At 69.4% G+C, this 13849-nt stretch carries 8 protein-coding genes; 3 read left to right on the top strand and 5 right to left on the bottom strand.

The features are described from left to right. Positions 1–3: 3 nt before the first annotated feature. The 4 genes from MFF40_RS08225 to MFF40_RS08210 form a co-directional block, all read right to left on the bottom strand. Positions 4–3327, bottom strand: coding sequence for a GAF domain-containing hybrid sensor histidine kinase/response regulator (locus MFF40_RS08225; protein ID WP_147897904.1), 3324 nt, complete (start codon positions 3325–3327; stop codon positions 4–6). A gap of 80 nt (positions 3328–3407) precedes the next feature. Continuing rightward, positions 3408–4709 (bottom strand): O-antigen ligase family protein, encoded by a 1302-nt coding sequence (locus MFF40_RS08220; protein ID WP_238260139.1) that lies wholly within the window; start codon positions 4707–4709, stop codon positions 3408–3410. A gap of 116 nt (positions 4710–4825) precedes the next feature. Further along, on the bottom strand, positions 4826–5305 hold the full coding sequence (locus tag MFF40_RS08215) for a hypothetical protein (RefSeq protein ID WP_147897905.1): 480 nt from the start codon (positions 5303–5305) through the stop codon (positions 4826–4828). 182 nt (positions 5306–5487) lie between these two features. Further along, complete coding sequence (locus MFF40_RS08210) at positions 5488–6489, bottom strand: CobW family GTP-binding protein (protein ID WP_147854641.1); 1002 nt, start codon at positions 6487–6489, stop codon at positions 5488–5490. A 292-nt stretch (positions 6490–6781) separates the two neighbouring features. On the opposite strand from MFF40_RS08210, the gene MFF40_RS08205 reads away from it, so the two are divergent. The 3 genes from MFF40_RS08205 to MFF40_RS08195 all read left to right on the top strand — a co-directional run bounded on the left by MFF40_RS08205 (position 6782) and on the right by MFF40_RS08195 (position 12954). Then, positions 6782–8095, top strand: a complete 1314-nt coding sequence (locus MFF40_RS08205; protein ID WP_147854640.1) for an efflux RND transporter periplasmic adaptor subunit — start codon at positions 6782–6784, stop codon at positions 8093–8095. 15 nt (positions 8096–8110) lie between these two features. Beyond that, entirely contained in the window at positions 8111–11260 is a 3150-nt protein-coding gene (locus MFF40_RS08200) for an efflux RND transporter permease subunit (protein WP_147854639.1), read from the top strand. Positions 11261–11403: 143 nt separating this feature from the next. Further along, positions 11404–12954 (top strand): efflux transporter outer membrane subunit, encoded by a 1551-nt coding sequence (locus MFF40_RS08195; protein WP_147854642.1) that lies wholly within the window; start codon positions 11404–11406, stop codon positions 12952–12954. A 16-nt stretch (positions 12955–12970) separates the two neighbouring features. Here the strand turns inward: MFF40_RS08195 and MFF40_RS08190 are convergent, their stop codons facing one another. Continuing rightward, positions 12971–13762 carry a flagellar hook basal-body protein gene (locus tag MFF40_RS08190; RefSeq protein ID WP_147854638.1) on the bottom strand — a complete coding sequence of 264 codons (792 nt, stop codon included), beginning with the start codon at positions 13760–13762 and terminating at the stop codon, positions 12971–12973. Positions 13763–13849 lie beyond the last annotated feature (87 nt).

Raw genomic sequence — 13849 nt, 5'->3', positions numbered from 1 at the left:
GGTTCACGCCGCCCGCAATTGGCGGATCGCCCGGAGGGTCGTGGCCCGCTGCACCTCCAGGCGCCGGATCAGCGGCACGAGGTCGGCGCCCGCATGGGCGGCGGCCTCGACCTCGCGGCACAGGCTCGACAGCCCGACGAAACCGAGGAGCCCGGCCGCCGCCACCATGGCGTGGGCGTCGTGGGCGATCTGGAGGCGGTCGGTCTCGCTCGGGCGGAAGCGCTCGGACAGCTCGTTGGCAAGCAGATCCAGCAGCCCGCCGACCTGATCCGTACCGAAACTCGTCTCCATCTCGGCGAGCACCGCGGCGTCGAGCACCGCGGGATCGACGGCAACATTGCGCCGGGGCGTTTCCTGGCGGGCCCGGCGGCGGGCCCCGGGGGCGGTCCAGCGGCTGATCGTGGCGAACAGGTCGGCCCGGCGGAACGGCTTGCCGACATGATCGTCCATCCCGGCCTCGCGCAGCTCCGCGACCTGATCCGGCAGGACGTTGGCGGTCATCGCCACGATCGGGACGTCGCAGGCCGGCGGCGCCAGGGCGCGGATCCGCCGCGTGGCGGTGAGCCCGTCGACGCCGGGCATCTGCACGTCCATCAGCACCAGATCGTACGGGCGCCCCTCGGCCACCGACAGGCCGACGGCCGTGATCGCCTCGCCGCCATCGCCGGCGACCTCGACGGTGTAGCCCTGCGATTCCAGGACGGCGCAGGCGAGTTCCTGGTTGAGCGGCACGTCCTCGACCAGGAGCAGTCGCAGCGACGGCCCATCCGGAGGCGGCCGGGATTCGCCCGCCGGGCGCGGCGGCGACGGCGCCGTCCCGAGGCGGAGCGCGTCGACGGCCTCATTGCTGCGCGGCAGCACCAGGCGGAACCAGAAGGTCGAGCCCGCCCCCTCCCGGCTGTCCATGCCGATCTCGCCGCCCATCAGCGTGACGAGGTGCCGCGAGATCGCGAGGCCGAGGCCGGTGCCGCCGAAGCGCCGGCTGATCGAGCCGTCGACCTGGCTGAAGCGCTTGAACAGGCGCTCCTGCTGCGCCGGCGCGATGCCGATCCCGGTATCGGTGACGGCGAACCGGACCACGTCGCCGGGACCGCCCTCGGGCGCGATACCCTCGCCCTCCCGGCGCACGGTCACGATCACCGAGCCCTCGGGGGTGAACTTAACCGCGTTGTTGAGCAGGTTGAGCAGCACCTGCCGCAGGCGGCCGGGATCGCCGACCACGACGCGCGGAAGCGCCGGGTCGATCTCGGCCTCGATCCGCAATCCGCTCCGGAGCGCACTGCCGCGCACGATCGAGACCGTGCTGTCCACGAGCGCGGCCAGCGGGAACCCGACCGGGTCGAGGGTCAGCTCGCCGGCCTCGATCTTCGAGAAGTCGAGGATGTCGTTGACCACGGTGAGGAGGGCCGCCCCGGAACTGTGGATCAGTTCCAGCCGCCGCCGGTCCTCGTCGCGGATCGCGCTCTCGTCGAGGAGCAGGTCGGCGTAACCCAGGATGCCGTTGAGCGGCGTGCGGATCTCGTGGCTCATCGCGGCCAGGAACTCGCTCTTGGCCGCGCTCGCCCGCTCGGCGTCGGTCCGCGCGGCCTCCGCGTCCCGCGTGGCTTCCCGCAGGGCGGCCTCGGCGGCCTTGCGCTCGGAGATGTCGAGGTGGAGCCCGACCATGCGCTGCGGCTGGCCCTCGGGACCGAACAGGGTGCGCCCGCGCGCGTAGATCCAGCGCTCGCCCACCCGGAACTCGGCGACGTAGGCGGAGGACGATTCCACGGCGCGGCGGATCTCGTTCCAGACGTCGCCGACATCCTCGGCGTGGACCAGGGCGGTCCAGTCGGCCGCGGCCATCGTGTGCGCCCGGCCGGTATCGGGCAGGCCGTGCATGCGCGCGCTCTCGGGGCTCAGGGTGGCGAACCCCGTGCGCATGTCCCAGTCCCAGGTGCCCGCGTCGGCGGCGTCGAGGGCGATCCCCAGGAGCCCCCGCGCCTCCTCGACGGCGAGCCGCGCCGTGACGATGTCGTCGACGTCGAGGGCGGTGCCGAGCCACTCCACGACCTTGCCGTCGTCGGGATCGAGGTAGATCGGGATCAGGGAGATCTTGTGCCACCGGTAGGCACCGTCGTGCCGCCGGATCCGCCACTGGCCGCCGTAGCCGATCCCGGTCTCGATCGCCTGCTGCCAGGCCGCCTCCATGGCGGCGGCATCTTCCGGGTGGTTGCGGGCGAGGCGATCCACGCGCTCCAGCCCGATCGGCCCGTAATAGGCGTGGAACTGAGCGTTGGCGTAGGTCGCCTGGCCGTCGCCGACCCGCATGGTCCAGATCAGCAGCGGCAGGGTCTCGGCGAGACCGCGGTAGCGCAGCTCGCTGCGGCGGACGTCGTCCTCGGCGCGGCGCCGCTCGGTCACGTCGATGAGCACGCCGATCAGGCCGGTCACAGGCCGATCGCCGCGGCAGACGCCGCGCACGACCACGTCGCGCACTTCGCCGTCGGGCCGCAGCAGGCGCGCCTCGAAGTCGAAGCTCGCACCCCGGGCGATGGCATCCGCGACGATGCCCTCCAACCGCTCGCGGTCGTCGGGGTGGTAGACCTGCGAGAAGGCGGCGAGCGGCGGCGCCGGCTTCCGCGGATCGCGGCCGGCGATGGCGTACAGGCTCTCCGACCAGACCGGCTGGCCTTCGGCGAGGTCCACGCGCCAATTGCCGACGCTGGCGAGCTGCTCGGCCATGGTCAGCTGGTGGTTGGCCGCCGCCTGGGCCTCGGACCGGGCGTTGATCTCGCGGTGCTGCTCCCGGATCAGGGCCTCGCGGATCGCGGCCTGCGCGATTTCGTGGCTGCGCCGGACATCGGCCTCGGTGAGCCGCAGATGGGCGATCACGATCTCGGCGAGATCCCGGAACGCCGCCGCATCCGCCTCCGAGAGCCCGTCCCGGGGCTCCGGGTCGATCAGGCAGAACGTGCCGATCCGGAGTCCCGGCGCCAGGCTCAAGGGGATGCCGGCATAGAACCGGATCCCGTCCGGGACAGCGACCGGGGCGAGATCGCGGAACCGCGGATCGGCCTGGGCATCGGGTACGATCAGCATGGCGTCGCTGCGGATCGTGTGCTGGCAGAGGCTCTGGTCCCGCGAAATCGTCGTCGGCACGTCGGCGCAGGGCGTCTTCAGCCATTGCTGGGTGTCGCCGAGGAACCCGACGAAGGCGCTGCGCACGCCGAACAGGCGGCAGGCGGTACGGCAGACGGCGTCGAAATGCGGCTCGGGCGGGGTGCCGACGATGCCGAGGGCGTCCAGGGCCGCGAGCCGCGCCGCCTCATCGTCCGGGTGTGCTGTCACCGACCGTCTCCGGGAGCGGATATGCCGTTCGGCAATCGCCAGCGTCCTCGCAGGAGCGATGACCCGGCTGCGACCGTGTTTCAAGCGGGCCTGACGCCGCGCGCGATCCCGGTGCGATCACGCGGGCTGCCGATGTCGCCGATCCGGGGCATGCGTAACCGCGCGGCTTCGAGCGCCCAGACCATGCCGAGCATCATGTAGACGTGGCGCCACTTCTCGATGTCGATCTGGAACGCCTGGAGGAAGAACATCAGCAGGGCCGGCCAGACGATCTGGGCATGTGCCCGGACCGGCGATGGCCGCACCAGCAGGCGGAAGCCCACGAAGCTGGTGGCCAGGACCAGGCCGAGGAACACCACCCCGCCGAGCCAGCCGCCGTTGGCGAAGGACCCGATATAGGAGTTGTGCGGCTCGAGACCGAAGACCAGCCGCCAGTGCATCGGCCCCATCCCGAACGGGCGCTCCAGCAGCATCGCCAACCCGCGGACCTGGTTGCCGAAACGGCCGGTCTCGCCCTGGTCGTAGTCCTGGGTCAGGGCCGCCCGGGTCTCGAACATCTTGTGGACGTGCTCGACCGACAGGAGGCCGATCACCGCGATCGTCGCGAGCACCAAGGTGGCCAGCGTCAGGAGCACGATGCGGCGGCGCAGCCGGACGGAGCCGCTGCCGGCATAGACCGAGCCGACCATCAGCAGCACGGCGACGACGCTGCCGCCCCAGGAGCCGCGCGAGAACGACAGGAAGATGCCGGCCATGATGATCAGCAGGCCGGCCAGCGATACGAGCGGGCGCCGGGCGCTGCCGGTGAGCAGGCCGTGCATCAGGTACAGCGCGCCGAGCGTCAGGAACGAGCCGAACACGTTCGGGTCCTGGAAGGTGCCCGACGCCCGGTCGTACTTGTAGAACAGGTCCTCGATGCCGAGCCATTGCAGGTAGCCGACGATGCCCAGCGCCGCCGAGAACACGCAGCTCACCGTGTAGGCCTTGAGCGCCAGCTCCATGCGGGCGTGCGTGTCCTCCGAGAAGAACATCGCGAAAAACATGCAGGTGATCACGAGGTAGATCAGCTGGATCGTCCAGGTGACCGGGAACTCCTCGTTCAGGTACGGGAACAGCGCCGAGACGATCGCCACCAGGTAGAGCAGCAGCAGCGCGAGCAGCGGCACCGCCCCACGGTGCAGGCGCACGCCGAGGCAGAACCACAGCAGGATCGTGGGGATCGCCACCGCGTCGTAGGGCGAGGTTTCCGAGAACGCGAAGCAGGCGAAGAAGATGAAGGCGGCAAACAGCGCCTTGGCCAGCCCCTGGATGACCCCGAGGAGCGGGATCCCGGCGGGCAATCCCGACGGGACCGGGATTGCGGGCGCTGCTGTCTGAGCCATGGATACGCGGACTCCGCGGGCCGGTTACGCGGGCCCGCACATCCGGCAACCATGCCATCCAATGGTTGAGAATGGGCTTCGCCTCCGGGCGAGCCCGTCCCGGGTCGCGGGTTGCGTCAGCCCTTCAGCCGCTTGTTGCAGACCGAGTAGTAGCCGCCACCCTTCTGGATCCATTTCGCGTCGCCCAGCGTCCCGGCGGCTTTGGCCGCGTTGTAGCTGTCGAGGCAGGTATGCATCCGCGCCTTCCCGGCGGATTCGCTCGCGTATTTCGGATCGACGGCGGAGGGATAGGCGGCCGTCCCGGCCGGGGCCGCCGTCGGCCTTGCGGCCGGGGCTTGCGGCGCGGGAGCCGGGGCCGCGGGCTTCGTCGCACCGGGTGCCACGGGGTTCGGCACCGTGTTGGCCGTTGTGTTCGTCGCCTCGGCCCCGCATTCCGCCTTGCGGAAGTCGTTCCATTTCTGGCCGTTGAGCGTCCCGGCCTGCTTGGCGGCCTGATACTTGGTCGAGCAATCCTTGGTGGACAGGGCTGCGGCCGGCGTGACGAGCGCTGCGGCGCCGCCAGCAAGTATGGTGGCGGTCAGAAGTAGACGTACCATAGCGAAATCCCCCCGCGTCGATATCGAGCCAGGTAGATACGCTATATCGAGGACAATCGCTCCGACAATCGGTCGCTATACAAGTACCTGTGAACGCTGCGCCGGCAACCCGAGGCCGCCGACGGCGCGGAACCGCGACGCGCCGGCGACCCGCCGCCCGGGACCAGCCGGGCCGCCCTCGATCAGGCCCGGCAGGCTTCGAATTCCTGGCGAATCGCCACCGGATCGAGGTTGCGGCCGATGAACACCACCCGGGAGACCCGCTTCTCGTCCGGGCGCCAATCCCCCTGGACGTCGCCGTCGAGGATCATGTGCACGCCCTGGAAAACGAAGCGCTTCGGCTCGTTAGGAAAGGCCACGATGCCCTTGCAGCGCAGGATGTCCGGCCCCTGCACCTGGGTCAGGTTCGAGATCCAGGGCATGAACTTCTCCGGATCGACCTCGCCGTCGATCTTGGCCGAGACCGACTGGATCTCGGAATCGTGATGGTGATGGTGGCCCGCCTCCAGGAAATCCGGCTCCACCTCGAGAATGCGGTCGAGGTCGAACGCGTTGCGCTCCAGCACGGCCTCCAGGGGCACGGCGCAGTTCTGGGTGCGGTGGAGCTTGGCCAGCGGGTTGATGCCGCGGATCTCGGCTTCCACCCGGTCCAGATCCTCCGGCGAGACGAGGTCGCTCTTGTTGAGCAGGATCACGTCGGCGAACGCGATCTGGTTCTTCGCCTCCGGGGCATCCTTCAGGCGATCGGACAGCCACTTGGCGTCCGCCACCGTCACCACGGCGTCGAGGCGGGCGGCGTCGCCGACATCCTGATCGACGAAGAAGGTCTGGGCGACCGGGGCCGGGTCGGCCAGCCCGGTTGTCTCGACGATGATCGCGTCGAACTTGCCCCGCCGCTTCACCAGGCCGTCCATGATCCGGATCAGGTCGCCGCGCACGGTGCAGCAGACGCAGCCGTTGTTCATCTCGAACACTTCCTCGTCTGCGCCGACGACGAGGTCGTTGTCGATACCGATCTCGCCGAACTCGTTGACGATCACGGCGTAACGCTTGCCATGGTTTTCCGTAAGGATCCGGTTGAGCAGCGTGGTCTTGCCGGCGCCGAGATAGCCGGTGAGCACGGTGACCGGGATCTTGCCGGCGGCAGAACCCGATGGGGCGGAAGCAGAACTCATGTCGGTCATGGCGGATTCTTCGATCGGATCTGCGGGATGGATCGGGCTTGTGGCCCGGGAGCGTTGTCATATTGTAACAAATCCCGGCGAAGGAAGACGGAGCCACACGGTTTCGCGACCCGGCCCCCCGATCGATTGCGGATCAGCCAAGCTTTGCTCTAGGCACATGGTGCAGTTCGGGTCCGCCCGGACGGCACGCCTCGACAAGCGACTCCGATCACCATGAAACGGCCGGGGTCTGGGCCGAAGCCTGTCCTCATCGCCATCCCGGTCCCTCGCCCGGCCCCAGAAGACCAACCGCATGGACGCCCGCAATCCTCTGGACCAGGATGAGGCCCGCGCCGCATCCGCGCGCCGGCGCCGCACGCCCTGGCCCCTGATCGTCGTCGTGCTGGTCGCGGTCGCGGGCGGGCTGGCGCTGGCCGTCTCGGACCGCGCCCGCGAGGCCGTCTCGGGCGTCGTCGCCGGGCTGTTCGGATCGGGCAACCCGGATGCGGGGATCGAGGCCGAGAAGGCCGGGACGGTGGAGCGGGTGTTCCGGCCGAGCAAGGAACAGCGCGCCGCGTTCGAGATCCTGCCCGTGGCGACCCAGGTGTTCCGCCCCGAGGGCTCCGCGGAGGGGCGCATCGCGCTCAACGACGACGACAACGTGCCGGTGGTCTCGCCCTACGCGGGTCGGGTGACCAAGGTGCTGGCCCGGGCGGGCGACGACGTGAAGGCCGGCGACGTGCTGCTGACGCTGGAGGCCACCGATATGGTCCAGGCGCAGAACGACTATCAGGCCGCCCTGAACAATCTCCAGAAGCAGCAGGCCCTGCTGAAGCTCGACCAGACCATCGCGGCGCGCCAGCAGGAACTGTTCCAGGCCCACGCGGTGGCGCTGAAGGACTACCAGTCCGCGCAGAACGACGTCATCGCCGCCCAGAGCGACCTGAAGACCGCGGAGGCGTCCCTGGACGCCGTGCGGAACCGGCTGCGGCTCCTGGGCAAGTCCGACGCCGAGATCGTCGCCTACGAGAAGAACGGCCGCCTCAGCCCCGAGACCCAGATCCGGGCGCCGATCGCCGGCACCATCGTCCAGCGCAAGGTCGGCACCGGGCAGTTCCTCTCCGCCTCCAGCGACCCGGTCTTCGTGATCGGCGACCTGTCCACGGTGTGGCTCGTCGCCAACGTGCGCGAGAGCGAGATCCCGAAGATCCGCATCGGCCAGGAGGTCGAGGCGAAGGTGGCGGGCTTCGGGGCGCGGGTGTTCAAGGCCCGGGTCAACTACATGGCCGCAAGCCTGGACCCGGCGACGCGGCGACTCGCGGTGCGCAGCGAGGTCGACAACCCGGACCGGGTGCTGCGTCCGGAGATGTTCGCCACCTACACGATCATCACCGGCAAGGGCGAGCCGAGCCCGAGCGTGCCGGTCGCCGCGATCGTGTACGAGGGCGACCGCACCCATGTCTGGGTGGCCCGCCAGGACGGCGCCGTCGAGGCGCGCGACATCAAGCTCGGCGTGATCAACGGCGACAGCGCCCAGGTCGTCGACGGCCTGCATGCGGGCGAGCAGATCGTGACCCGGGGGGCCCTGTTCATCGACCGGGCGGCCACCGGCGACAAGGCGTCCTGAGCGGGAACCCGGGCGATGAACAGCCTGATCGTCTTCTCGCTGCGCCAGCGCGTGCTGGTCGTGCTGCTGTTCGTGGTGATGCTCGGCATCGGCTACGGCGCCTATACCCAGCTCAACATCGAGGCCTATCCCGACCCGGTGCCGCCGCTCGTCGACGTGATCACCCAGAACCCGGGACAATCCGCCGACGAGATCGAGCGCTACATCACCATCCCCCTGGAGGTGGCGCTCGCCGGCATCCCCAACGCTCAGGTGGTGCGCACGATCTCGCTGTTCGGCCTGTCCGACGTGAAGGTCCAGTTCAACTACGAGTACACGTACGAACAGGCGCTGCAGCGGGTGCTCAACCGCCTGTCGCAGGCCCCGGCCCTGCCCAACGGCGCCACGCCGCAGATCTCGCCGACGAGCCCGGTGGGCGAGATCATGCGCTACAAGCTGGTCGGCCCGGCGGGCTACTCGCCCATGGACATGAAGACCCTGCAGGATTGGGTGCTGCAGCGGCGGTTCAAGGCGATCCCGGGCGTCACCGACGTGACCGCGTTCGGCGGCAAGGCCAAGGAATACGAGGTCGCGGTCGACCTGAACCGCCTCCAGGCCCAGGGCCTGACCCTGGTCCAGCTGACCACGGCGCTGAACAACGCCTCGATCAACGTCGGCGGGCAGACCCTGAATGTCGGCCAGCAATCCGCGGTGGTGCGCGGCATCGGCCTGATCCGCGACATGGACGACATCCGGGACACGATGATCAGCCTCGTCAACGGCACGCCGGTGCTGGTGCGGGACGTGGCGGAGGTGCGCGTGTCGAACGCCCCGCGGCTCGGCATCGTCGGCCACGACGACCAGTCCGACGTGGTCGAGGGCATCGTTCTGATGAGCCGCGGCGGCCAGAGCCTGCCGACGCTGCAGCGGGTCGAGGCGGAGATCGACAAGATCAACGCCTCGACGATCCTGCCGCCCGACGTGAAGATCGAGCGGATCTACGACCGGTCGGGGCTGATCCACACCACGACCCATACGGTGATGCACAACCTCGTCTTCGGGGTGGTGCTGGTGTTCATCGTGCAGTGGTTGTTCCTCGGGTCGCTCACCAGCGCGATCATCGTGGCGGCCACGATCCCGTTCGCGCTCGGCTTCGCGATCCTGATCCTGGTGGTCCGGGGCGATTCGGCCAACCTCCTGTCACTCGGCGCGATCGATTTCGGCCTGATCGTCGACGCGACGGTGATCATGGTCGAGAACGTGTTCCGGCACCTCGCCGAGCCCGAGCATTCCGAGGGTCAGGAGGCGCCAGGGGGGCTCGAAGGCCGGCTCGGCATCATCGCGATCGCCGGCGTCGAGGTGAACCGGGCGATCTTCTTCTCGGCGATCATCATCATCGTCGGCTTCCTGCCGCTGTTCACGATGAGCGGCGTCGAGGGTCACATCTTCGGGCCGATGGCCAAGACCTACGCCTACGCCCTGGTCGGCGGCCTGCTGGCGACGTTCACGGTCTCGCCGGCCCTCTCGGCGCTGATCCTGCCGAAGAAGCTCGAGGAGCGCGACACCCTGATCGTGCGGTTCCTGCGCGCCGGGCACGAGCGCATCCTGGCCTTCGGCCTCAAGAACCGGGTGCTGGCACTCTCGGTGATGCTGGTGGTGCTGCTGGCCTCGGGGCTGGCCGCCCGGAACCTTGGACTCGAATTCCTGCCCCGGCTCGAAGAGGGCAACCTCTACGTGCGCGGCACCATGCCGTCCTCGATCTCGCTGGAGGCCGGCAACGACTACGTCCAGCGCCTGCGCAAGATCTTCCAGGAGGTCCCGGAGGTCGTCACGGTGATCTCGCACCAGGGCCGGCCCAACGACGGCACCGACGCCACCGGGTTCTTCAACGTCGAGATCCTGGCGCCGCTCAAGCCGATCGACCAATGGCGCAAGGGCCTCGACAAGGACAGCCTGATCCACGACCTGAGCAAGAAGCTCGAAGCCGAGTTTCCGGGGATCGAGTTCAACTTCTCGCAATATATCGAGGACAACGTCCAGGAGGCCGCCTCGGGCGTGAAGGGCGAGAACTCGGTCAAGATCTACGGCAGCGACCTCGCCCAGCTCACCAAGACCGCCAACGCGGTCAAGGCGGCGCTGGCCTCCGTGCCCGGCATCAGCGACCTTGCGGTGTTCGAATCGCTGGGCCAGCCGACCGTGCGGATCGACGTCGACCGCCACAAGGCCGCCCGCTACGGCCTGTCGATCGGCGACGTGAACACCACGATCCAGGCGGCGATCGGCGGCCAGACCGCGGGCGACCTCTACGAGTACGGTTCCGACCGGCACTTCTCCATGCGGGTGCGGCTGGCCAAGGAGTACCGCTCGTCGCTGGCCGGCATCCGCAACATCGCGGTGGGGGCCCAGAACCCTAACGGCGGCGTGATCCAGGTGCCGCTCTCCGAGATCGCCGACGTCGACCTCGTCTCGGGCGCCTCGTTCATCTACCGCGAGGACCAGGAGCGCTACATCCCGGTGAAGTTCTCGGTGCGCGGGCGCGACCTCGGCAGCGCGGTGATCGAGGCGCAGCGCAAGGTCGCCGAGGCGGTGGACCTGCCGCCGGGCTACCGGATGGAGTGGGTCGGGCAGTTCACCAACCTGAAGGACGCCGCGACCCGGCTCAGCCTGGTCGTGCCGGTCACCCTGGTGCTGATCGCGCTCCTGCTGTTCATCAATTTCTCGTCCGTGGCGGACATGCTGCTGACCCTGTCGGTGATCCCGATGGCGATGATCGGCGGCATCTTCGCGCTGGCGCTGACCGGCACGCCGTTCTCGATCTCGGCGGCGATCGGCTTCATCGCCCTGTTCGGCATCTCGACCATGGAGGGCGTGATCCTCCTGGCCTATTACAACCAGTTGCTCGACGAGGGCTGGCAGCGCAAGGACGCGGTGTGGAACGCCGCGATCGTGCGGATGCGCCCGGTGATGATGACCTGCGTGGCCGCCTGCGTCGGCCTGCTGCCGGCGGCGATCTCCACGGGCATCGGCTCGCAGGTGCAGAAGCCGCTGGCCCTGGTGGTGGTCGGCGGCATCATCCTGGCGCCCAACCTGATCCTGGTGGTGGTGCCGGTGCTGATCTCGCTGTTCTCGCGGCGGCACCCGAATCCGAACGGGCGGGCCGTGACCGGGCACCGGGTGGCGGCATGAGCCGGGCGAGAGCGACGCGTGCCGGGCATCGTCACGTGGCCCGGGCGCCACAGCGCGGCTCCGGCGCACAGGATCGCGGCACCGTCGGATTGACTTGGTCGTCCGCGGGGACGCTCTACCGAGGGAGGGGTTTCGGGGGCATGATGGTGGCGTTGGCGCCGAATCGGTGCGGTCGTGCGGCCATCATGCTGGCGGCGGCCGTGTCCCTATCGGCTTTGTCCCTGTCGGCTTGTGCGGTCGGCCCGAACTTCGTGCCGCCCGAGGCGCCCCCGGTCGGCCGCTACACCCGGGAGCCGCTCCAGAATCCCTCGGCCGCCGACAACATCCGCACCCGCCAGGGCGGATCGGCGGACCAGAGCTTCGTTTCCGGCGCCGACATTCCCGGCCAATGGTGGACGCTGTTCCATTCGAAGGCGCTGAACCAGCTGGTCGAGCAGGCGCTGGCGAACAACCCGACCCTGGAGGCCGCGCAGGCCTCGCTCCGGATCGCGCAGCAGAACGTGCTGGCCCAGAAGGGCACGCTCTATCCGAGCCTGACCGCCACCCCGCAGGCGCAGGGCATCCTGGCGCCGGGCCTCGACCTGCAATCGCCGCTCAACAACGAGAGCCGGTACCTCTACAGCCTGTCCACCCCGCAGGCGGTGGTCGCGTACAATCCCGACGTGTTCGGGGGGAACCGGCGCCAGATCGAGTCCCTGGAGGCGACGACCGAGAACCAGCGCTTCCAGCTGGAGGCGGCCTATCTCAGCCTCACCGGCAACGTCGTCGCCGCCGCCATCCAAGAGGCGGCGCTGCGGGCGCAGATCGACGCCACCCGCAAGGTGATCCAGGCGCAGACCGAGGTGCTGCAGCTGTTCAACAAGCAGCTCTCGCTCGGCCAGATCGCCGGGGCCGACGTGGTCCAGCAGCAGGCCGCCCTGGCCCTGTCGCAGCAATTGCTGCCGCCGCTCGAGAAGCAGCTGGCGCAGCAGCGCAACCTCCTCACGGCGCTGGCCGGGCGCCTGCCCTCCGACGAGATCGCGGAGACCTTCCAGCTGTCGGCCCTGCGGCTGCCGACCAAGCTGCCGGTGAGCCTGCCCTCGCGCCTCGTGCAGCAGCGCCCCGACGTGAAGGCGGCCGAGGCCCTGGTGCAGCAGGCGAGCGCCAGCGTCGGCGTCGCCGTGGCCAACCGCCTGCCGCAATTCAGCCTGACCGCCACGGGCGGTTCCAGCGCCGTGCGGCTCGCCCAGGTCGCCAATCCCGGCGCGGCGTTCTTCACGATCATCGGACAGGCGACGGCGCCGATCTTCGACGCCGGCACCCTGTTCCGGCGCCAGCGGGCAGCGGAGGAGACGCTGACCCAGGCACAGGCGCAGTACAAGGCGACGGTGATCACCGCGTTCCAGAACGTGGCGGACGCCCTGCGGGCGCTCCAGGCCGACGCCAAGGCGGTGGCCGCCGCCGATGCCGCGGTGAGCGCGACCAACCAGAGCCTCGGGCTGATCCGCAAGCAATACACGGCCGGCGCCGTCACCTCGACGCAGGTGCTGATCGCCCAGCAGGGCTACCTCTCGGCGCTGGTCACCTCGGCGGCCGCCCGCGCCACCCAGTACGGCGACAGCGCGGCGTTGTTCGTGGCGCTCGGCGGCGGCTGGTGGAACCGCAACGACGTGGCCCCGCCCCCGCCCGAGACCGACCCGCTGAAGTTCCTGTAAGGCGCGCCCTCGAGCCTCACACATCCATCGCGATGGCGTCCTGCAGCATCTGGTCGGCGGCGCTCATGACCTTCGTGTTGGCCGTGTAGGCCTGCTGGGTCTCGATCATCTTCGAGAACTGGTCCGAGATGCCGGCATTCGACTGCTCCACCGAGCCGGCCGCGATGGTCGCGCCCGCGAACCCGAAGCTCGGCGCGCCGGACTGGCCGTTGGCCACGTAGGTGCCGCCGTCGAGGGAGGTCAGGTTGTCCTGTCCGCCGAACTGCGCCAGCGTCAACGAGCCGAGCGGCACGGTGCCGCCGTCCGCGCCCGTACCGGTGAGGGTGCCCGCGGGCGAGACCGTGAGGCTCGCCAGGGTGTCGGTCCCGGTTGGAACCTGTACGGGCGCGGTCGCCGCCGGGCCGGCGAACAGGTAATAACCCGCGCCGTTGACCAGGTAGCCGTTCGCATCCGGGTCGAAATCGCCGCGGCGGGTATAGCCGGTCTCGCCGGTGAAGCTCGGACTCTGCGGCGTGCCGGTGTTCGACCGGACCACGAAGTAGCCGTTCCCCGAGATGGCGAGGTTGGTCGCGACCCCGGTGGACTGGATCGTACCCTGGAGCCCCAGGGTGTTGCGCGTGCTGGTCGCGACGCCGCCGCTCGATTGCGCCTTGGCGGTGGTCTGGGCCAGCATGTCGGCGAAACTCGTCTCGGTGGTCTTGTATCCCGCGGTCTGGGTGTTGGCGATGTTCCCGGAGATGTTGTTGAGCGCCAGGGACTGCGCCGAGGCGCCGGACACCGAATTCGAGAGCGCGTCGAACAAGCCCATCGGAGTCCCCCCTTCGCGAGACCGGCGCAGAAGCAGATCCCAAGAAGTTTTTGCCCGCAGCAGGGTTAAGCGGCGGTGTGTCAGCGA

The organism is Methylobacterium mesophilicum (assembly GCF_022179445.1).
GTDB classification, from domain to species: Bacteria; Pseudomonadota; Alphaproteobacteria; order Rhizobiales; family Beijerinckiaceae; genus Methylobacterium; species Methylobacterium mesophilicum.
The sequence above is the reverse complement of the archived record's forward strand: the minus strand, read 5'-3'. Positions and strand labels throughout refer to the sequence as shown.

What these genes read in the sequence shown, in the direction of transcription:
- MFF40_RS08220 (WP_238260139.1), bottom strand. Translation starts at nt 4,709, where the DNA reads ATGGCTCAGACAGCAGCGCCCGCAATCCCGGTCCCGTCGGGATTGCCC.
- MFF40_RS08215 (WP_147897905.1), bottom strand. Translation starts at nt 5,305, where the DNA reads ATGGTACGTCTACTTCTGACCGCCACCATACTTGCTGGCGGCGCCGCA.
- MFF40_RS08210 (WP_147854641.1), bottom strand. Translation starts at nt 6,489, where the DNA reads ATGACCGACATGAGTTCTGCTTCCGCCCCATCGGGTTCTGCCGCCGGC.
- MFF40_RS08205 (WP_147854640.1), top strand. Translation starts at nt 6,782, where the DNA reads ATGGACGCCCGCAATCCTCTGGACCAGGATGAGGCCCGCGCCGCATCC.
- MFF40_RS08200 (WP_147854639.1), top strand. Translation starts at nt 8,111, where the DNA reads ATGAACAGCCTGATCGTCTTCTCGCTGCGCCAGCGCGTGCTGGTCGTG.
- MFF40_RS08195 (WP_147854642.1), top strand. Translation starts at nt 11,404, where the DNA reads ATGGTGGCGTTGGCGCCGAATCGGTGCGGTCGTGCGGCCATCATGCTG.
- MFF40_RS08190 (WP_147854638.1), bottom strand. Translation starts at nt 13,762, where the DNA reads ATGGGCTTGTTCGACGCGCTCTCGAATTCGGTGTCCGGCGCCTCGGCG.